General features: G+C 71.0%; 17 protein-coding genes and 2 tRNA genes. 16 read left to right on the plus strand and 3 right to left on the minus strand.

Annotation, left to right across the window (positions count from 1 at the left end):
- Positions 1-89: 89 nt before the first annotated feature.
- The gene (locus tag OG299_RS25955; protein WP_327362788.1) at positions 90-1,283 is read right to left on the minus strand and encodes a glycosyltransferase; all 1,194 of its coding nucleotides are present in this window, start codon (positions 1,281-1,283) and stop codon (positions 90-92) included.
- Positions 1,280-4,168: a bifunctional glycosyltransferase/CDP-glycerol:glycerophosphate glycerophosphotransferase gene (locus OG299_RS25960; protein WP_266629313.1), complete on the minus strand. Its 2,889-nt coding sequence runs from the start codon at positions 4,166-4,168 to the stop codon at positions 1,280-1,282. Before OG299_RS25960 ends, OG299_RS25955 begins: the two co-directional genes overlap by 4 nt.
- Before the next feature lie 158 nt (positions 4,169-4,326).
- Between OG299_RS25960 and OG299_RS25965 the strand changes: the two genes are divergently transcribed.
- The 7 genes from OG299_RS25965 (at position 4,327) to OG299_RS25995 (ending at position 11,185) form a co-directional block, all read left to right on the plus strand.
- A complete protein-coding gene (locus OG299_RS25965) occupies positions 4,327-5,355 on the plus strand; it encodes a glycosyltransferase family 2 protein (RefSeq protein WP_266629315.1) in 1,029 nt (342 codons plus the stop codon).
- A gap of 3 nt (positions 5,356-5,358) precedes the next feature.
- Positions 5,359-5,781 (plus strand): GtrA family protein, encoded by a 423-nt coding sequence (locus tag OG299_RS25970; protein ID WP_266629317.1) that lies wholly within the window; start codon positions 5,359-5,361, stop codon positions 5,779-5,781.
- An 89-nt stretch (positions 5,782-5,870) separates the two neighbouring features.
- A complete protein-coding gene (proB, locus tag OG299_RS25975) occupies positions 5,871-6,998 on the plus strand; it encodes a glutamate 5-kinase (protein WP_053786815.1) in 1,128 nt (375 codons plus the stop codon).
- Positions 6,999-7,059: 61 nt separating this feature from the next.
- Positions 7,060-7,479: a DUF8830 family protein gene (locus tag OG299_RS25980; RefSeq protein WP_078613336.1), complete on the plus strand. Its 420-nt coding sequence runs from the start codon at positions 7,060-7,062 to the stop codon at positions 7,477-7,479.
- Positions 7,480-8,064: 585 nt separating this feature from the next.
- Entirely contained in the window at positions 8,065-9,342 is a 1,278-nt protein-coding gene (locus tag OG299_RS25985) for a glutamate-5-semialdehyde dehydrogenase (protein WP_266629323.1), read from the plus strand.
- Between the two features lie 77 nt (positions 9,343-9,419).
- Positions 9,420-9,968 carry an SCO2584 family spore wall biosynthesis protein gene (locus OG299_RS25990; RefSeq protein WP_327362789.1) on the plus strand — a complete coding sequence of 183 codons (549 nt, stop codon included), beginning with the start codon at positions 9,420-9,422 and terminating at the stop codon, positions 9,966-9,968.
- A 68-nt stretch (positions 9,969-10,036) separates the two neighbouring features.
- Entirely contained in the window at positions 10,037-11,185 is a 1,149-nt protein-coding gene (locus OG299_RS25995; RefSeq protein ID WP_327362790.1) for an SCO2583 family membrane protein, read from the plus strand.
- Here the strand turns inward: OG299_RS25995 and OG299_RS26000 are convergent.
- Positions 11,169-12,251: a M48 family metallopeptidase gene (locus tag OG299_RS26000; protein WP_327362791.1), complete on the minus strand. Its 1,083-nt coding sequence runs from the start codon at positions 12,249-12,251 to the stop codon at positions 11,169-11,171. The genes OG299_RS25995 and OG299_RS26000 overlap by 17 nt on opposite strands.
- Positions 12,252-12,391: 140 nt before the next feature.
- Between OG299_RS26000 and OG299_RS26005 the strand changes: the two genes are divergently transcribed.
- The 9 genes from OG299_RS26005 (at position 12,392) to leuS (ending at position 20,103) form a co-directional block, all read left to right on the plus strand.
- Positions 12,392-12,559: a hypothetical protein gene (locus tag OG299_RS26005; RefSeq protein ID WP_266629331.1), complete on the plus strand. Its 168-nt coding sequence runs from the start codon at positions 12,392-12,394 to the stop codon at positions 12,557-12,559.
- A gap of 68 nt (positions 12,560-12,627) precedes the next feature.
- Positions 12,628-13,245: a nicotinate-nucleotide adenylyltransferase gene (nadD, locus tag OG299_RS26010; protein ID WP_030297205.1), complete on the plus strand. Its 618-nt coding sequence runs from the start codon at positions 12,628-12,630 to the stop codon at positions 13,243-13,245.
- Between the two features lie 24 nt (positions 13,246-13,269).
- Complete coding sequence (locus tag OG299_RS26015) at positions 13,270-14,943, plus strand: LCP family protein (protein WP_327362792.1); 1,674 nt, start codon at positions 13,270-13,272, stop codon at positions 14,941-14,943.
- Between the two features lie 120 nt (positions 14,944-15,063).
- Positions 15,064-15,510: a ribosome silencing factor gene (gene rsfS, locus OG299_RS26020; protein WP_053786810.1), complete on the plus strand. Its 447-nt coding sequence runs from the start codon at positions 15,064-15,066 to the stop codon at positions 15,508-15,510.
- The gene (locus tag OG299_RS26025) at positions 15,507-16,163 is read left to right on the plus strand and encodes a histidine phosphatase family protein (RefSeq protein ID WP_266633552.1); all 657 of its coding nucleotides are present in this window, start codon (positions 15,507-15,509) and stop codon (positions 16,161-16,163) included. Before rsfS ends, OG299_RS26025 begins: the two co-directional genes overlap by 4 nt.
- 112 nt (positions 16,164-16,275) lie before the next feature.
- Positions 16,276-16,348 (plus strand) — tRNA-Ala (locus OG299_RS26030).
- A gap of 144 nt (positions 16,349-16,492) precedes the next feature.
- On the plus strand, positions 16,493-16,726 hold the full coding sequence (locus OG299_RS26035; protein WP_008738908.1) for a hypothetical protein: 234 nt from the start codon (positions 16,493-16,495) through the stop codon (positions 16,724-16,726).
- Between the two features lie 185 nt (positions 16,727-16,911).
- Positions 16,912-16,984, plus strand: a tRNA-Ala gene (locus tag OG299_RS26040).
- Positions 16,985-17,232: 248 nt separating this feature from the next.
- The gene (gene leuS / locus OG299_RS26045; RefSeq protein WP_327362793.1) at positions 17,233-20,103 is read left to right on the plus strand and encodes a leucine--tRNA ligase; all 2,871 of its coding nucleotides are present in this window, start codon (positions 17,233-17,235) and stop codon (positions 20,101-20,103) included.
- Positions 20,104-20,157 lie beyond the last annotated feature (54 nt).

Consider the following 20,157-nt stretch of genomic DNA (forward strand, 5'->3'; position numbering starts at 1 on the left):
CCGCAGCGAACAGTACGAAGCCGCCCGCCCCGGATGCGTTCCGGGGCGGGCGGCTTCTTGCTGCGTACGCGGGCTCAGCGCTCCAAGGCTCAGCGTTCCAAAAACGTGAAGAGCTCTTCCCAGCGGTCGGTGATCTCGGCGCTGGAGTAGCGCTGCACGCTGCGGAAGGCGTTGTCGCCGAGCCGGTCGCGCAGCTCGCGGTCCGACATCAGCACGTCGAGGTGCCCGGCCAGCTCCATCGTGTTGCCCAGCCGGGCCAGCAGCCCGTCCTCGCCGTGCTCGACGATCTCCCGTACGCCCGGCGCGCAGTCGAAGGCGGCCACCGGCAGGCCCGCCGCCATCGCCTCGAGCAGGGTGATCGGGAAGCCCTCGGCCCGTGAGGCCTGTGCGAAGACCGAGGCCCCGCGCAGCGCGCCCAGCACGTCGTCGGTGCTGCCCCTCCACTCCACGGAGGCGTCCAGCCCCAGTGCGGCCGCGTGCGCCCGCAGCGCCGGCTCCTCCACGCCCGCCCCGTAGATCCGCAGGACCCAGTCGGGGTGCTGCGGGGAGGCTTCCGCCCACGCGTCGAGCAGCAGGTCCATGCCCTTTTCGAAGGCGAGGCGGCCGACGCTGGTGACGACCTTCTCCGTGCGCGGGGCGGGGGAGTCCGGCATGAACGGCAGCGGGTTCGGCATGCTGCCCACGTTCTCCATGCCGGCCCGGATCCACAGGTCCGCGTCCTCGGGGGTCAGCACCAGCAGCCGGTCGACCTCGGGGTAGTACCGGCGGACCCGCTCGCCGCGGGTGGACTTCTGGCTGGCCTCGAACGACTCGTGGCTCATGCCGATGACGCCGAGCCCCTTGGTGTCGGCGAGCGCCACCCACTCCATCGCCCAGACCTGAGTGACGATCACGACGGCCCCGGGGCGGGCCGCACGGAACAGCTCGTTCAGCGTCTCCGCCTTGGCCCGCATCTTCGCCCGCCGGGCCGCCTGGCGGCGCCGCTCGGGGGCGTTCAGCCGGCCCTTGATCCCGCGCAGGCGGCGGGCCTTCGGCGGGTGGGCGTCGTACAGGGTGGTCATCGCGTACGGCAGGTCCTGCGGCAGCTTCTGCCGGATCTCCTCGGCGACCGGGGCGATGCCGACGATGTGCACGCGGTGCCCGCGGTCGGTGAACAGCCGGGCCATCTGGTGCGACCAGGTCGTCACGCCGCCGAGCTCGTCGACGCTGTTGGAGACGATGAAGACGTCACGGCCGCCAGGCTGTTCGTCGCGCGCGCCGGACTCGGCGGTCTGCTGGCTCACTTGCCGCTCCTGGTGAAGAACTTCTCGACGATCTGGCGGGCCGCGTCCCCGCGGTCGTACTCGCCGAACTCGGTGAGGAAGCGCTGCCGCGCCTCCGCGTACTTGGCGTCCGCCTCGTCGAAGGCGGCGAGCGCCTGGAGGAGTTCGTCGGCCGTGGCCACCACCGGGCCGGGGGCCTTCTCCTTCAGGTCGAAGTACGTGCCGCGGATGTCGGTCGCGTACTTCTCGTAGTCGTACGCGAAGAACAGCATCGGCCGGTCCAGCACCGAGTAGTCGAACATCACGGACGAGTAGTCGGTGATCAGACCGTCGGCGAGGGCCAGCAGCGGGGTGATGTCGTGGTGCCGGGACACGTCGACGACCCGGCCCTCGACCGACGGCGGCAGCGAGACGCTGTTGAGGTAGTGCGTGCGCACCAGCAGCGTGAAGCGGTCGCCGAGCCGCTCCGCGAACTCCTCCACGTCGAAGGGGAACTCGAAGCCCTCCACCGCGCCGTCCGCGCTCGCCCGGAAGGTCGGCGCGTACAGGAGCACCTTCTTCTCCGGGTCGATGCCCAGCTCGGCCGCGAGCGGCCCGCGCACGCGCTCCCCGCTCTGCGTCTCGGCGCGGTGCGCCTCGACCAGGGCGTCGTTGCGCGGGTAGCCGGTGCGCAGCAGCACCTCGTCGCGCAGCCGGAAGCCCTTGGCGAGGGTGCGGGCGTCGTGCTCGGAGCGGATCAGGAAGTGGTCGAAGCGGTTGACGGCCGCCTGGAACTTGTCCTGGCCGGCCTTGCCCTGCGCCTTGGTGCGGGGCTCGTGGAAGCCCATGCGCTTGAGCGCGGAGCCGTGCCAGGTCTGGATGTACGTGGTTCCCTCGCGCTTGGTCAGGGCCAGGGGGAAGCCCTGGTTGTCGACCCAGAACTCGGCCTGCGCCAGCGCGCGCAGGTAGGGCCAGCTCCAGCGGCGCACCAGGGTGGCTTCCTTGGGGAAGCCGGTCGGCTTGCCGCCCGCGTACGACCAGATCGCCTCGAACGGGACGCCCTGGCGGACCATCTCCTCGTAGATCGCCTTCGGGCTGTCGCTGTACTGCTTGCCCATGTGGCTCTCGAAGACGACCGTGCCCTTCTTGATCGGCAGCTTCGAGAAGACCTCGTGGTAGACCTTCACCTTCTGCTCGCCCGAGCCGAGGTTGCGGCGGGCCCGCAGGGCCTTGCGCAGGCCCCGCTTGACCACGCCGGCGGCCTTGCCGTGCATCGCGCTGCTGATGAGCGTCTGGGTGCGGACGGCGGCGGCGCCCTCGGCCGTCAGGACGTAGGAGAGGTTCCCCTTCTTGGTCACCTCCGGCTCGAAGCGGTCCGAGACCAGCCGGGTCAGCCGCGGGCGCACGCGCAGGCGGGCCGCCGACTCCAGGTCGACCGCGCCGACGGAGACGCGGGTGGTCAGGCGCTCGCCGCCGGCGGTCAGCTTCAGGCGGACGTCCCAGACGGCGTCGATGATGCCGAGGGGGCGGACGGTGCCGGCGATGTCGGCCGTGGCGGTCCACTCGATCGTGTCACCGGCATGGCGCACGGTTGCCACCGGGAAGCTGAAGGAGCGCACGCCGATCTGCCGGCGGGCCCGGAACTCCAGCGTGGCGCCCAGTTCCGCTTCCGGGCTGATCCGGCCCAGCGGGTTCACCACGGAGCCCGAGAGCGTGACGGTGCCGCGCCCGTCGTCCTCGTACGAGGTGAGCCGGTTGCCCAGCGCGAGGGAGGTGAGCGGGGTGGTGTGGAAGCCCTGCTCGGTGACGTCCAGTATCCGGCGGGCCTCGGCGGCCTCGGCGCCGTCGGGGTCGTCGATGTGCTGCGCGCACCAGTAGATGCGCCCGTCGCGCTCAGCGAGCGGCGAGGACAGCCGGCCCTTGTTGGTCATGGCGTCGGCGGCCGGGAGCAGGTTGTCCCAGTCCTCCTTGCCCAGCAGGTAGGCGCAGATCGCCTGGAGGTACGTGACGTGCTCGTACGCGGCCGGGTCGATGCCGGCCAGGTAGCCGTTGGCGAGGCGGGCGAACTCCTGGCGGTACGCATCGCCCAGCAGGGGCAGGTCGCGCAGGTGCAGCACCAGGTCGTGCTTGAGGAACTTGGCGTCCTTCGCGGACTTGATGTCCGTGTAGCCCTTGGCGGCGAGCAGCTCGTCGACGCGGCGGTGGATCTCCATCCGGTGGACGAAGTTCGCGATCTCGTGGCGCCGGTTGCTGATCGACTTCGCCGCGGCCTTCTCGACCACGTTCCAGTAGTAGACGTGGTTCGGGATCAGCGTGATGCGGCGGGCGGCGACATAGGCCTGCGCCGAGAACAGCAGGTCCTCGTAGTGGATGCCGACCGGGAACTCCAGGCCCTGCTCCAGCAGGAACGCGCGCCGGTAGCACTTGTTCGTGGAGAGGGTGTCGTAGACCAGCAGGTCGGGGTCCTCGGTGATCGACTCCAGCGTGCGGGTGCGGGAGTAGATCCACGGGTACCACTCGGTGGTCTTGCCCCACCGGTTGTCCAGGTGCACGCGCACGCACATGCCGGAGACCAGGTCTGAGCCGGTCCGCTCGGCCGCGGCCAGCATGTTCCGGCAGGCGTTTCGTTCCAGCACGTCGTCGCTGTCCAGGAACATGACGTACGTGCCGGTGGCCTGCTGGATGCCGTGGTTGCGCGGGGCGCCGCAGCCGCCGCTGTTCTCGGGCAGCCGGAAGGCGCGCACTCTGCCCGGGTGCGCAACTTCGAGCTCCTGGGCGATCGCGTACGACCGGTCCTTGCTGCAGTCGTCGACGATCACGACTTCGACCCCGTGCAGGGTCTGGTCCAAAACCGACTGGACTGCTGTCGGCAGACGCTCTGCGTCGTTGTAGACGATGACGACCACGGAGACGTCAGGCACGTGCACCTCGATCCCTTCGTTCCATTCCGCTTAACCCGTCAAAGCTACCGTGTGCCGCGCTCGGATCCGGCAGGCCGACCCTCGGCGTGCATACTTCTAAGGAAGAGGTGTGTGGCGGGTCCGGTCGCCGACAATCACCCGTTCGGACCCAGCAGGAAGTGTTCATGACGAAGCTGTCCGTAGTCGTCCCTTGCTACAACGAAGAAGCCGTGATCGACAGCTTCGACGTGGAGATCCGCAGGGTCCTGGACTCCCTGCCCGTCGAGTACGAGGTCTGCTACGTCGACGACGGCAGCCGCGACGGGACCCTCGCCAAGCTCCGCAAGATCGCCGCCGAACACGGTGACCGTACCCGGTACGTCTCCTTCAGCCGCAACTTCGGCAAGGAGGCCGGCATGCTCGCCGGTCTGCGCGAGGCCACCGGCGACGCCGTCGTGATCATGGACGCCGATCTCCAGCACCCGCCGGAGCTGATCGCCACCATGCTCGACTACTACCGGCAGGGCCACGACCAGATCATCGCCCGCCGCACCCGCGAGGGCGACAAGAAGGTCCGTTCCGCGCTCAGCCGCCTCTACTACCGGGGCGTCAACCGCTGGGTCGACGTGGAGCTCACCGACGGCGTCGGCGACTTCCGCCTGCTGTCCCGGCCAGCCGTGGACGCGCTGCTGTCGCTGCCGGAGTACAACCGCTTCTCCAAGGGCCTCTTCTCCTGGATCGGCTTCGACACCGTCCACTTCGACTACCGCAACGCCCAGCGCGAGGCCGGCGAGACGAAGTGGAAGTTCGGCTCCCTGCTGAACTACGCCATGGACGGGCTGATCTCCTTCAACAACCGGCCGCTGCGCATCGGCATCTGGGCGGGCGTGTCCCTGGTGGCGCTGACCGTCCTGTACGCCGTCTACGTCGCCGTCAGCGCGATGACCAACGGCATCGACTCGCCCGGTTACGTCACCCTCGTCGCGATCATCACCGGCATCGGCGGCGTTCAGATGATCATGCTGGGTCTGATCGGCGAGTACATCGGCCGCATCTACTACGAGACCAAGCGCCGCCCGCACTTCCTGGTCAAGGAGGCGCACGGCGCGGACGCGCAGGCCCGGCCCGACACCACCCGGGTCCAGCCGGAACGCGAACGCGGCGGCCTGTCCGCCTCGCGCCTGACGGTCTCCGCCGAGCGCGAGGTGCGCTGAACCATGCGCACCCAGCTGGGCCAGATCTTCCGCTTCGGCCTCGTCGGCGCGGTCAACACCGGCACCTTCTTCGCCATCTACCTGCTGCTGCACCCGTGGATGCCGTACTTCCTCGCCTACACCCTCGCCTTCCTGCTGGCGATGGTCGGCTCGTTCTTCATGAACACCTACTTCACCTACCGGACCAAGCCCACCTGGAAGAAGTTCCTCCTCTTCCCCCTGACGAACGTCACGAACTACGTGATCCAGTCCGCCGGGCTCTACGCCCTGGTGACCTGGGCCGGGCTCGACACCCGGATCGCCCCGCTCGTCGCCGCCGTCGTGGCCATCCCGTTCACCTACCTGCTGTCCCGCAAGATCCTGGTCCCGGGCGCCGCCGCACAGACGGAGAACCCGGAGCCGGCCCGCAGCGGGTCCGCGGGCTGAGTCCACCGTCTGAAACCCCTGAGCGGCCGCTCGGGGGCACCCCGTAGATTGAGGTGGCAGACGTACCGGCAAGGGGCAAGGGGACAGACGTGTCAGCGGCTAGGCAAGGTGTCGTGGACGCCCGCAGGATCGTGGTCAAGGTCGGATCCTCCTCTTTGACCACCGCGGCCGGCGGACTCGACGCCGATCGGGTGGACGCCCTGGTCGACGTACTGGCCAAGGCCCGCAGCGGCGGGGAGAAGGAGATCGTCCTCGTCTCCAGCGGGGCCATCGCCGCCGGACTCTCCCCGCTCGGACTGCGCCGCCGCCCCACGGACCTGGCCCGGCAGCAGGCCGCCGCCAGCGTCGGGCAGGGGCTGCTGGTCGCCCGGTACACCGCCTCCTTCGCCCGGTACGGGGTCCGCGTCGGCCAGGTACTGCTGACCAGCGACGACACCAGCCGGCGCGCCCACTACCGCAACGCGTACCGGACCCTGGACCAGCTCCTGGCCATGGGCGCCCTGCCCGTGGTCAACGAGAACGACACCGTCGCCACGGACGAGATCCGCTTCGGCGACAACGACCGGCTCGCGGCCCTCGTCGCCCACCTGGTCCGCGCCGACCTCCTCGTTCTCCTGTCCGATGTGGACGGCCTGTACGACGGCGACCCGTCGCTCCCCGGTACCACCCGCATCGACGAGGTGCGCGGCCCCGAGGACATCGCGCACGTCTCGATCGGCAGCGCCGGCAAGGCCGGCGTGGGCACCGGCGGCATGGTCACCAAGGTCGAGGCGGCGCGGATCGCGGCGGCGGCCGGCATCCCGGTCGTCCTCACCTCGGCGAGCCAGGCCGCGGACGCCCTGGCCGGGCGGCCGACCGGTACGCACTTCCACGCCACCGGCCGGCGCTCGGCGGACCGGCTGCTATGGCTGCAGCACGCCTCGACCCCGCAGGGGCACTTGGTCCTGGACGAGGGCGCCGTACGCGCGGTGACCGAGCGCGGCAGCTCCCTGCTGCCCGCCGGGATCGCCGCCGTCGAGGGAGAGTTCGTCGCCGGCGACCCCGTGGAACTGCGCGCGCCCGACGGCCGCGCCGTGGCCCGCGGGCTGGTCAACTTCGACGCCAAGGAACTCCCGCAGCTCCTCGGCCGCTCCACCCGGGAGCTTGCGAAGGAACTCGGCCCGGAGTACGAGCGCGAGGTCGTACACCGCGACGATCTGGTCCTGCTGCAGGGCTGAGGTTAGGTAAAACCGCCGCGCGGCGGGCCGGGGACTGGTCAACTGTGAGGGGCGGACAGGCATGGCGCAGACAGGAGGCGGGCTGGTGAGACGAGCGCTGACCAGCATCAGCGGCGGCGGGGACGGCGAGCAGGACGAAGCCTCCCGCCTCTGGCACGTCACCCTGAGCGTCTCGGGCAAGCCGGCGCCGCTGTCGGAGGTCCGACGCGGGCTGGAACAGCTGGCCCACGACCACCCCTTCCTCCTGACCAGCCGGTACGCCGACGACCATGCGGAGATCCGGTACTGGGAGGAGGCCCGCGACCTCCACGACGCCGCGGCCGTCGCCCTGCGCCTGTGGGGCGAACACCGCTCCTCGGCGCAGCTCCCGCCGTGGGAGATCGTCGGCCTGGAGGTCATCGACCGCGCGACGTACCACCTCCGCGTGGCGGAAGGCTACGGCCCACCCCCGGCGCACCCCGTAGGCGTCCACCCCTATTGATGCGCCCCTCGCCGTCTCGACGCACCCCTCGCACGGCTCGGCCCTGGCGGGCCTCCCCGGCTTCGGGTTGCTGCGCCGAACTCCGTCCGGCGATGGCCGGGCGGGACCAGGGGCGGCTTCGGCCCCAACCCGGCCCCGCCGGCGTTTGAGGCCCGGGGTCCGGGGCGGAGCCCCGGGTCTTTCGGGTCCGGGCGGAGCCCGAAGAACGGTGGAAGGGCGGGTAGGGGACAAGCCCCACAGGGCCGACCACCTGCACCCGCGGCCAGTGCCGGGCCGACGGCGGCGGGCCCACCGCCCAGCCCCGCCGGACGGAGTCTGCCCGGCCGCCGCCGGGCGTTGCCCCGGCGCACGGGCCCGAAGCCTCGCGGAGGCGCCCCGGGGTGGAGGTCCGGCCCACCGGCCGGAGGCCTCGGCGGAGGCGCCCACGGCTCAGGCCCGCCGGACGGAGCCCGGCCCAGCGGACCGAAGGCTCGGCGCAGGCGCAGGCGCAGGCGCAGGCGCAGGCGCCGCGAGCCCGCGCCCCCGGGCGTCTCGCGGGGTGGAACCCCGTCGGTCCCGGCCGGGCCGGGGATTACCCTGGGCGGCATGACCTCGCTCGACGCCCCCGTCTCGCCCGTGATCGCCACCGCGCAAGCCGCCCGCACCGCCGCCGCGGCCATCGCCCCCCTCCCGCGGTCCGCCAAGGACACCGCGCTGCTGGCCATCGCGGACGCCCTGGAGGCCCGTACGGCCGAGATCGTCGCCGCCAACGCCGTCGACACCGACAAGGCCCGCGCCGCCGGCACCAGCGAGACCGTCATCGACCGCCTCACCCTCACCCCGGACCGCATCGCGGCCATCGCCTCCGACGTGCGCGACGTCGCGGCCCTCCCCGACCCCGTCGGCGAGGTCGTCCGCGGCTCGACCCTCCCCAACGGGATCGACCTGCGTCAGATCCGCGTCCCGCTCGGCGTCGTCGGCATCATCTACGAGGCCCGCCCCAACGTCACCGTCGACGCCGCCGCCCTCTGCCTCAAGTCCGGCAACGCGGTCCTGCTGCGCGGCAGCTCCTCCGCCTACGCCTCCAACACGGCCCTCGTCGCCATCCTCCGCGACGCCGTCGAGAGCACGGGCCTGCCCGCCGACGCGATCCAGCTGGTCCCCGGCGAGTCCCGCGACTCCGTCCGCGAGCTGATGCGCGCCCGCGGCCTCGTCGACGTCCTCATCCCGCGCGGCGGCGCCTCCCTCATCAAGACCGTCGTCGAGGAGTCCATCGTCCCGGTCATCGAGACCGGTACCGGCAACTGCCACGTCTACGTGGACGCCCAGGCCGACCTCGACATGGCCGTGGACATCCTCGTCAACTCCAAGGCGCAGCGGCCCTCCGTCTGCAACTCCGCCGAGACGCTCCTCGTCCACCGCGACATCGCCGACGCCTTCCTGCCGCGCGCCCTCGACGCCCTCGCCGACGCCGGCGTCACCGTCCACGGCGACGCCCGGGTCCTCGCGGCCGCCGAGAACTCCAAGGCCACCGCGCTCCCCGCCACCGACGAGGACTGGGCCGCCGAGTACCTCTCCTACGACATCGCCGCCGGCGTCGTGGACTCCCTCGACGACGCCGTCGCCCACATCCGCCGCTGGACCTCCGGCCACACCGAGGCGATCGTCACCACCTCGCAGGCCGCCGCCCGCCGCTTCACCCAGCTGGTCGACTCGACCACGGTCGCCGTAAATGCCTCCACCCGGTTCACCGACGGTGGTCAGTTCGGCTTCGGCGCCGAGATCGGGATCTCCACGCAGAAACTGCACGCCCGCGGCCCGATGGGCCTCCCGGAGCTCACCTCCACCAAGTACATCGTCACCGGCGACGGTCACGTTCGGTAGTCGGACCCCGAACACCGGGTGGCCGGATTTCGGCGGACACCCTGCCCAAAGCAGCCCCCCAGGTCTAGGCTGTTGCTGTGCCGGACGACGTGGGGGGCAAGATCCCGGACGACGGGGAGCCCGACAACGACGACCGCGGAGGCGCGGATCAGGACTTCGCCTCCGTGGTGTTCGACGAGGACTTCGTCCGGAACGCCGAGATCCATGAACCGAGCGCCGCAGAGCGCCAGCGGGCCGCAGACCGGGCGCGCGCGGAGGCGGAAGCCGCCCGCGCCGTCGCCGGCGGCTGGACCTCCGACGACGACTACGACGGCTACGGCTACGGCCGCCCCGACGGGTACGGCATCGACGAACCCGGCTGGGAATACGGCCCCGGCTACGCGGAGGGCCCGTACGGGGCCTACGGCGGCGCCCTGCGCCCCTACCGGGGCCGCTCGCCCTGGCTGCGCCCGGTCGCCTGGGTGCTCGCCTTCGTGATGGGCCTCGGCATGGTCGCCCTCGCCTTCAGCGCCGTCTACCGCGGCGCCTCGAGCGACGCGGACCACGCTCCCGCGCCCGCCAGCACCCCGCTGACGGAAGTCAGCGGCGCCGGAGCGTTTATGTACCCCGTCGGCCGCCAACCCTGAAGGTACGACCCCACTCGCGTTCGCCGGAGCTGGGGGCTTCTCTGAAGCGGGGACAGCGGGGAGAAGCAATGGCCGTGCCAGGAGATCCACCCGACGGCACCCCCGAGGGCATCGGCGGGGGCGACGAGGAGTTCCGGTCGGACGAGTACCGATCGGTCGTGTTCGACGAGGACTTCGTCCGGGCTGCCCGGCTGCAGGAGTTCTCCGCCCAGGAGCGGATGGGCGAGCATGCGCGGGCCGTCCGCAGTCGGTCCATCTGGTCCGGCGGCGGCTCCTCCCGGTCCCGGACCAGCACGCCCGGCCGGGGAGCCCGCCAGGGCATGCTGCTGGTACTGCTCATCGCCGTGGCCTTCGCCGCGGCCGTCTACATGGGCCTGAGCAACCCGGCCGTACCTCCGTCCACCCGCCGGACCGATCCGCTGAGCAGTACGGTCGTGCCCCTCGCGCCGAGCACCGCCGTGCCCGGAGGACGGCCCGTCGACCTGTACGCGAAGAGCCCGGCGGCCGAGTACCGCGTCGGGGCGGCCGGGATCACCCTGCCGGCCGTGCGCCGCACCCACCATTTCACCGAAGGGCAGGTCGTCACCGCCCTGTCCATCGCCAAGGACTACCTGGTGCAGTCCTCGCTGGACCCCGACGTACTGGCCGGCGCCGCCACCCGGCCCGTGCGCGTCCTGCTCGACCCCGACCAGCTGGCGCAGTTCGACCGCAGCATGACCTCGCCCTCCGGCGACGGCCGGCACGCCTCCACCGGCTGGCTGGTCCGCTTCGACCCGGCCACGGCCGCCGTGGCCGACACCCGGGTCCGGGTGAGCGGGACCCTCGCCTTCGAGGAGGTCTCCGCGGACGTGCTCGAGGTGACCACCGACCACGCCTTCGTGTACGCCGTGCGCCCCGCCACCGGATCCCCGGCCGCGGCCGACGGCGCCTCGCTCTTCACCGTCCGGCGCGAGCTGCGGCTGCGCTTCGACCGGGAAGACCTCGCGGCCCGGCGGGCGGAACTGGTCTCGGCCTACGTGATGGCCGGTCCGCAGGACTGCTCCACCGATCCCGCCGAAGGCTTCCGCCCGGTCCTGGCCGGGGCGGGACCCACCACGGTCGGCCCGGCCGCGAGCGACCCGTACGCCAGCGGCACCCCGCGGCGCACCGCCGGGCTGTGCGGGGTACTGGCGCCGCCCACGGCCGCCGAGGCCGCCCCCGTCAGCCCTGCTCCGTAGCAGGGCCGCCCTTGTTCTCGGTGCCCGAGCCCGGACCGCCGCCGGCCGCGCCCGTGAACTTGTCGCGCAGCTTGCCGCCGACGTCGGCCGCGCCGCCCGCGATGTCGCCGACCAGCTTGAACAGCGGGTCCTTGCTGCTGCGCACCGCGTCCGCGTAGTGCGAGGCCGACTCCCGGAAGGAGTCCGTGACCGAGGTGTCCTTGTCCTCGTCCCGCCTCGGGTAGTGGCCGTCCATGATCCGCTGGTAGTCCCGGTTCTGCGACCACTTCTTCAGCTCGGCCGCCCGCACGGTGGTGAAGGGATGCGTCCGCGGCAGCACGTTGAGGATCTTCAGCACGGAGTCGCGCAGATCGCCGCTCGACTCGTACTCCTCGGCCTGGGCCAGGAAGGAGTCCACGTTCATCTCGTGGAGGTGGTTGCCGCCCGCGATCTTCATCAGGCCCCGCATCGACGCGTTCACGTCCTGCCCGACCAGCAGTCCGGCCCGGTCCGCCGACAGCTCCGACTTGCGGAACCACTCCCGCAGCGCGGTCACGATCGCCATGATCGCCACATTGCCCAGCGGGATCCACGCCACCTTCATCGCCAGACCTGTGAGGAACAGCAGGATCGTGCGGTACACCGCGTGTCCCGACAGGGCATGGCCCACCTCGTGGCCCACGACCGCCCGCATCTCCTCCTCGTCGAGCAGCTCGACCAGGCCCGTCGTCACCACGATGATCGGCTCGTCCAGCCCGATGCACATGGCGTTCGGCTTCGGGTCCTGCTGCACGTACATCTGCGGGACCCTCTCCAGGTCCAGGATGTAACAGGCGTCGCGCAGCATCTCGTACAAGTGCGGGAACTGCGTCTCGCCCACCCGGACGGACTCCGACAGGAAGAGCAGGCGCAGGCTCCGCTCCGGAAGCAGCCCGCTCAGGGCCTTGAACACGGTGTCGAACCCGCTCAGCTTGCGCAGCGCCACCAGCGCCGAGCGGTCCGCCGGGTGCTCGTACGCGCGCGAGGAAATGCCGGGAAACCTCCTGCGGTCCCGCGCCGGCACCTTCTCGAACCCGGTCTCCGTCATAACGCCCTCCCCCTTGATCGGCCTGTCGCTTCTGCGTCTATCCTCTCCAACGCCTGAGTCGGCGTGAGCGTGCCCCAGGCCCCCGCATACGATGTGAGCGAAGTCTCCGCTCGCTCCCCGACTCGATAGGTATCTGCCTGATGAGCCTCTCCACCACCGCCCACAACCTGGTCGTTCTCGCGTCGGAGGGCGCCGAGCAGCACGGCGGCAACCACGACAGCCTGAACCCGTTCCTGACCGGTGGCGCGGCGCTGGGCATCCTGCTGCTGATGCTCTGGGTGACCACGCGCCTGAACCGCGACCGCTGAACCCGCGCTCGCGCACACGCTCGAATGCGGGTCCGCACCGCTCCGCCGGGCCAGTAGGCTCTGCGCTCATGGGAGAGCAGGAGATGCCTACCGGCCCGGTCAAGCGCCGGCTCGGCGTGATGGGCGGGACATTCGACCCGATCCACCACGGACACCTGGTGGCCGCCAGTGAAGTGGCCGCCCTGTTCCACCTCGACGAGGTGGTGTTCGTACCGACCGGCCAGCCGTGGCAGAAGTCGCAGCGCGCCGTGTCCCCCGCCGAGGACCGCTATCTGATGACGGTCATCGCGACGGCCTCGAACCCCCAGTTCTCGGTGAGCCGCATCGACATCGACCGCGGCGGGCCGACGTACACGATCGACACCCTGCGGGACCTGAGCGCGCTCAACGAAGACGCCGACCTGTTCTTCATCACCGGCGCCGACGCCCTCGCCCAGATCCTGACCTGGCGCAACGCCGACGAGCTCTTCTCGCTCGCCCACTTCATCGGAGTGACCCGGCCGGGCCACGTGCTCACCGACGACGGGCTCCCCGAGGACGGCGTCTCGCTGGTGCAGGTGCCCGCGCTGGCGATTTCCTCCACGGACTGCCGCGCACGGGTCGCCCAGGGGGATCCTGTCTGGTATTTGGTGCCCGACGGTGTGGTGCGCTACATCGACAAGCGTGAGCTGTACCGGGGAGCCTGAGCTTCCGGAGAGAGGGGCCCCGCGGTGAACGACCGACAGGATCCGTACGACCGGTACGATTCGGGCGCAGCACAGGAGCAGCAGCTCATCGGCTACGACGCGTACGGGCGGCCGGTGTACGGCCAGGTGCCCGCGCAGCCCGCCCAGTACGAGCAGGCGTACGAACAGCAGTACGGCTACGACCGCCAGGGCTACGGCGGACAGGCGTACTACCAGCAGCCGCAGCAGCAGCCGGCCTCCCCGGACTACGGGCAGCAGGAGTACACCCAGGCGCCCGCCTACGGGTACGACACGCAGCAGCCCCAGCAGTGGATCCCGCAGCAGGCCGCCCCCGAGCCCCCCGCCCCGGCCCCCGCGGCCGCGCCGCAGCCCCCGCGCCCCGCCCAGGTCCCCGAACCGCGCCGGGCCGAGGAGGACGGGCAGGAAGCCCCCGACTACCGCACCGAACAGTTCGCGTTCATCGACCAGCCGGACGAGGACTCCGAGGACGTCATCGACTGGCTCAAGTTCACCGAGAGCCGGACCGAGCGCCGCGAGGAGGCCCGCCGCCGAGGCCGCAACCGGGTGGTCGCCCTGATCGTCGTCCTCGCCCTCTTCGTCGTCGGCGGCGTCGGCTACCTCTGGTACGCGGGCAAGCTGCCGTTCCTCGACGGCCCCGGGCAGAAGAAGGACTCCGCGGCGGCCGCCGGACCGCAGAAGCGCGACATGATCGTCGTCCACCTGCACAACACCAAGAAGGGCGGCACCTCCACGGCGCTGCTCGTCGACAACGTCACCACCAAGAAGGGCGCCACCGTCCTGCTGCCGAACACGCTGGGCGTCCCCAAGGACGACGGCACCGCCGTGGGCCTCGGCAAGGCGGTCGAGGACGGCGGCGTGGGCGTACGGGACTCCCTCGACTCGGTGCTCGGCACCCACATCGGCGGCACCTGGCGCCTGGACACCCCCTTCCTGGAGAACCTGGTCGAGCTGGTCGGCGGCATCGAGACCGACACCGACACCGCGGTCCCCGCCGACGACGCCGCCAAGACCCCGGCCGTGGCCCAGGGACAGAAGCAGCACCTCAGCGGTGCGATGGCCGTCGCCTACGCCACCCACCGCGCCCAGGGCGAGCCCGAGGCCAAGCAGCTGGACCGCCTCGGCAAGGTCCTCTACGGCGTCCTGCGCAAGATCCCCGGCGACCCGAAGTCGGCGACCGTCACCGTCGAGAGCATGGGCCAGATCCTCGACCCCTCCCTGAACGCCCAGGCCCTCGGCGCCCTGCTGGCCAGGCTCGGCGAGCACGCCAAGGAGGGCACCGACGGCTACCGCACGGACGTCCTCGCGGTGAAGCCGGACGGCACGCTCACCGACGACGCCAACAAGAACGTCGTCAAGGACGTGCTCGGCGGCAGCTTCACGGCGGCCCAGGCCGGCACCGCGCCGCGCGTCGGGCTCAAGGACGCCACCGGCGACGACAAGACGCAGGTCGCGGCGAAGGCGGCCCTGCTGAACGGCGGCTACACCTTCGTGGACGGCGGCAAGGCCGACAAGACCCAGCCCGCCACGCAGATCACGTACCAGGACGACGCGCAGCGGGCCAAGGCGGTCGAGGTCGCCAAGACGCTGGGCCTGCCGGAGACCGTCGTGAAGAAGGGCGAGAACGTCGTGAACGCCGACGTCGTGGTGATCCTGGGCAAGGACTACAAACCGTCCTGACCCGGGCCTGACCAGGCCCCCGGGCGGTGCCCCGGCCCGCGCGGGACGCTGCGCGCGGGCGGGGTCGGCGGTACATGAGACCCTTGTAAGGATCTGCCCGCCAACCCGAAAGCATGGCCAGTGACCGCCACGGACCGCTCCATCGAGCTCATCACCGCCGCCGCCCAGGCCGCGGCCGACCGGCTCGCGCACGACATCATCGCGTACGACGTCAGCGACGTGCTGTCGATCACCGATGCCTTCCTGCTCGCCTCGGCGCCCAACGACCGCCAGGTCAAGTCGATCGTCGACGAGATCGAGGAGCGCCTCCTCAAGGAGCTCGGCGCCAAGCCGGTGCGCCGCGAGGGCGACCGCGACGCCCGCTGGATCCTGCTCGACTACATCGACATCGTCGTCCACGTGCAGCACAGCGAGGAGCGGGTCTTCTACGCGCTGGAGCGCCTGTGGAAGGACTGCCCCGAGATCGAGCTGCCCGAGGACGCCAAGCTCACCAAGGGCAAGGCGGAGGAGCACGCCAAGCTGCGCGAGGCGGCGGGCGACGACGACCTGGACGGTGATCTGTTCTGAGCGCGACCGCCACCGGGAAGACCGGCCGGAAGATCGTCCTGTGGCGACACGGCCAGACCTCGTGGAACCTGGAGCGCCGCTTCCAGGGCTCCACGGACATCGAGCTGACCGAGACGGGTGTGGCGCAGGCGCGCCGCGCCGCCCGGCTGCTCGCCTCGCTGCAGCCGGACGCCATCGTGGCCTCCGACCTGAAGCGGGCCGCCGCCACGGCCGGTGAGCTGGCCGCCGTCACGGGCCTGGCCGTGACCCGCGACCCCGCGCTGCGCGAGACGTACGCCGGTGAGTGGCAGGGCCTCACGCACGACGAGATCATCGAGAAGTACGGCGAGCAGTACGCGGCGTGGAAGCGCGGCGAGCCCGTCCGCCGCGGCGGAGGCGAACTGGAGACCGAGGTCGCCGACCGGGCGGCGCCGGTGGTGCTCGAGCACGCCGGCCGGCTGCCGGAGGGCGGCACGCTCGTCGTGGTCAGCCACGGCGGGACCATCCGTACGACCATCGGCCGTCTGCTGGGCCTGGAGGCGTACGACTGGGAGAGCCTGGGCGGGCTCTCCAACTGCTGCTGGTCCGTCCTCGGCGAGGGCGCGCGCGGCTGGCGTCTGATGGAGCACAACGCCGGCACGCTGCCGGAACCGGTGCTCGGCGACGACGACTGAGCCCGCCTCAGGGCGGCTCCCACCCGGATTTCACTTTCCGGCTGGTCGCAGGCTAGAGTTCTTCTTGTTCGCAGCGCAGAACACCGGAAACGGGGGGAGCGCGGCGGAGAGCGGGGCTATAGCTCAGTTGGTAGAGCGCCTGCATGGCATGCAGGAGGTCAGGAGTTCAATTCTCCTTAGCTCCACAATCAGGATCCCGTCCCCAACAGGGGGCGGGATCCTTCCGTTTGTTCCTTCGGCGCCTGCTGACCTGCCCCGTACCCGCGTGGCAGAATCGGACCGCCGGAGGGGGGAGTCGACGGCCCGATGCGGGAGGGAGTCGCTGACGGATGGGTGCACACCGGCGGCGGTGCGACTGGTGCAACAACGGCACGCCGATCGTGCGGGACATGGACCCGGTCAACCCCGACTACCAGTACTGGTGCGAGGAATGCGCGCGGGCGCTGATCATAAAAGGCGACCCGATCGAGACGTACCGCGAGCTGGAGGGGGAGCCGATCTACGGTCGGCTGCTCGACGAGCACTGCACGCTCAAGCGGTTCTACCAGTTCGCCAGAGCCTAGGACCGCGGCGCGGAACAGGGATGAGGAGCAGGGTCTGGAACAGCGTCCGGAACGGGATGAACCGGGCGAAGCCGAACGCCCGGAAATCGATTTTTGGACCTGGGCCATGACCGTGTAATGTTCTCGATGTCGCCAGGGGGAACCGGCCAGGGAAACCGAGCAGGGGCCCGGCGGCAGAGAAACAAGGGGCTATAGCTCAGTTGGTAGAGCGCCTGCATGGCATGCAGGAGGTCAGGAGTTCAATTCTCCTTAGCTCCACACAAGAGAAGCGGGCCACCCGGATCGGGTGGCCCGCTTCTCGTTGTGCGGAACGGTCGAGCGGCCGCCGGACCCGCTGCGGTACCCTGGCGCCATGCGTGCCGTACGCCTTCTGCTTACCGAGCCGCGCTGATCAGTGCCGACCCTTCGAGACGGTCGGCATCGGCGCGGCGCCCCCTCCTGTGCGAGGGGTTTTTTCGTTTGGGCAGGCAGAGACGGCAGAGACGATCGATGGAGCTTCAGAAATCATGAGCGAGACGAACACCCCGGCCCCCGAGGCGGCCGAGGCGCACCGTTACACGGCTGCCATGGCCGCCGACATCGAGGCACGCTGGCAGGACGTATGGGACGCGCAGGGCACCTACGAGGCGCCGAACCCGACCGGTGACCTGGCCGGGGACGCGACGGTCGTCGCGCGGCCCAAGAAGTTCATCATGGACATGTTCCCGTACCCGTCCGGTGCTGGCCTGCACGTCGGTCACCCGCTGGGGTACATCGCCACCGACGTCTTCGCCCGCCACCAGCGGATGACCGGCCACAACGTCCTGCACACCCTGGGATTCGACGCCTTCGGCCTGCCGGCGGAGCAGTACGCCGTGCAGACCGGCACGCACCCGCGCGTCTCCACCGAGGCGAACATCGAGAACATGAAGGTCCAGCTGCGCCGGCTGGGCCTGGGCCACGACAAGCGCCGCTCGTTCGCGACGATCGACCCGGACTACTACAAGTGGACCCAGTGGATCTTCCTGCAGGTCTACAACTCCTGGTACGACGCGGACGCGGCCAAGGCCCGCCCGATCGCCGAGCTGGTCGCCGCCTTCGAGGACGGCTCCCGTGAGGTCCCCGGGGGCCGCGCCTGGGCCGACCTGACCGCGGGCGAGCGCGCCGGCGTGCTGAACGAGTACCGGCTGGCGTACGCCTCGGACGCGCCCGTGAACTGGTGCCCCGGGCTGGGCACCGTACTGGCCAACGAGGAGGTCACCGCGGACGGCCGCTCCGAGCGCGGCAACTTCCCGGTCTTCAAGGCCAAGCTGAGCCAGTGGAACATGCGGATCACCGCGTACGCCGACCGGCTGCTGGACGACCTGGACGCCCTGGACTGGCCCGAGGCCATCAAGCTGCAGCAGCGGAACTGGATCGGCCGCAGCGAGGGCGCGCGCGTCGACTTCGCGGTCGGCGACGACGCCGTCACGGTGTTCACCACGCGTCCCGACACCCTGTTCGGCGCCACCTACATGGTGCTGGCGCCCGAGCACGAGCTGGTCGAGAAGATCGTCCCCGCCGAGTGGCCCGAGGGCACGCGCCAGGTGTGGACCGGCGGCGCCGCGACCCCCGGCGAGGCCGTCGACGCGTACCGCAAGCAGGCCGCCGGGAAGTCGGACGTCGAGCGCCAGGCCGAGGCCAAGGACAAGACCGGTGTCTTCACCGGCGCGTACGCGGTCAACCCGGTCAGCGGCGACCAGGTCCCCGTCTTCATCGCGGACTACGTGCTGATGGGCTACGGCACCGGCGCGATCATGGCCGTCCCGGCGCACGACGGCCGCGACTTCGAGTTCGCGCGCGCCTTCGAGCTGCCGATGCGCTGCGTCGTGGAGCCCTCGGACGACCGCGACGCCGACCCGGCCGAGTGGGACGACGCGTTCTCCTCGTACGACGGCACCATCGTGAACTCGACGGGCGAGGGCGTCTCCCTGGACGGCCTGGGCGTCGTCGAGGCGAAGGCCGCCATCACCGCGTGGCTGGCCGAGCAGGGCATCGGCGAGGGCACCGTCAACTTCCGCCTGCGCGACTGGCTGTTCAGCCGCCAGCGCTACTGGGGCGAGCCCTTCCCGATCGTCTACGACGAGGACGGCGTCGCGCACGCGCTGCCCGAGTCGATGCTGCCGCTGGAACTGCCCGAGGTCGAGGACTACTCGCCGCGCACGTTCGAGCCGGACGACGCCACCTCCAAGCCGGAGACCCCGCTGTCCCGGAACGAAGAGTGGGTCAACGTCGAGCTGGACCTGGGCGACGGGCGCGGCGTGCGCCCGTACCGCCGCGAGACCAACACCATGCCCAACTGGGCCGGTTCCTGCTGGTACGAGCTGCGCTACCTGGACCCGCACAACGGGTCCGCGCTGGTCGACCCGGAGGTCGAGCAGTACTGGATGGGGCCGCGCGAGGGCGCGCCGCACGGTGGTGTCGACCTGTACGTCGGCGGCGCCGAGCACGCGGTGCTGCACCTGCTGTACGCGCGCTTCTGGTCGAAGGTCCTGTTCGACCTGGGGCACGTCTCCTCGGCCGAGCCGTTCCACAAGCTGTTCAACCAGGGCATGATCCAGGCGTACGCCTACACCGACGCGCGCGGTGTGTACGTCCCGGCGGCCGAGGTCGAGGAGCGCGACGGCGGGTACTTCTTCCAGGGCGAGCCGGTCAAGCGCGAGCACGGCAAGATGGGCAAGTCCCTGAAGAACGCCGTCACGCCGGACGAGATCTGCGAGGAGTACGGCGCGGACACCCTGCGCCTGTACGAGATGGCGATGGGCCCGCTGGACGTCTCGCGTCCGTGGGACACCCGGGCCGTGGTGGGCCAGTACCGGCTGCTGCAGCGCCTGTGGCGCAACATCGTGGACGAGGAGTCCGGCGCGGTCACCGTCGTGGACGGCGAGCCGGGCGAGGCCACCCTGCGCGCGCTGCACAAGGCGATCGACGGGGCCGGCGCCGACATGGCGGGGCTGCGCTTCAACACCGCCATCGCGAAGATCACCGAGCTGAACAACGCGCTGACCAAGGCGGGGCGCCCGCTGGAGCGCTCGGTCGCGGAGCGGCTGGTCCTGCTGATCGCCCCGCTGGCCCCGCACATCGCGGAGGAGCTGTGGCACCGCCTGGGCCACAGCGACTCGGTGGTCCACCGGGACTTCCCGGTCGCGGACCCGGCGTACGTCGTGGACGAGAGCGTGACCTGCGTGGTCCAGATCAAGGGCAAGGTCAAGGCCCGCCTGGAGGTGCCGCCGACGATCTCCGAGGGTGACCTGGAGCAGCTGGCGCTGGCCGACGAGGCGGTCGTGGCGGCGCTGGGCGGGGCCGAGATCCGCAAGGTGATCGTGCGCGCGCCGAAGCTGGTGAACATCGTCGTCTGAGGCGCCGCCCCTGATCCGGTCGGGCTGAGCCGATCCGGTCGATCCGGTTGATCT

This window comes from Streptomyces sp. NBC_01296, assembly GCF_035984415.1.
Lineage (GTDB): Bacteria > Actinomycetota > Actinomycetes > Streptomycetales > Streptomycetaceae > Streptomyces.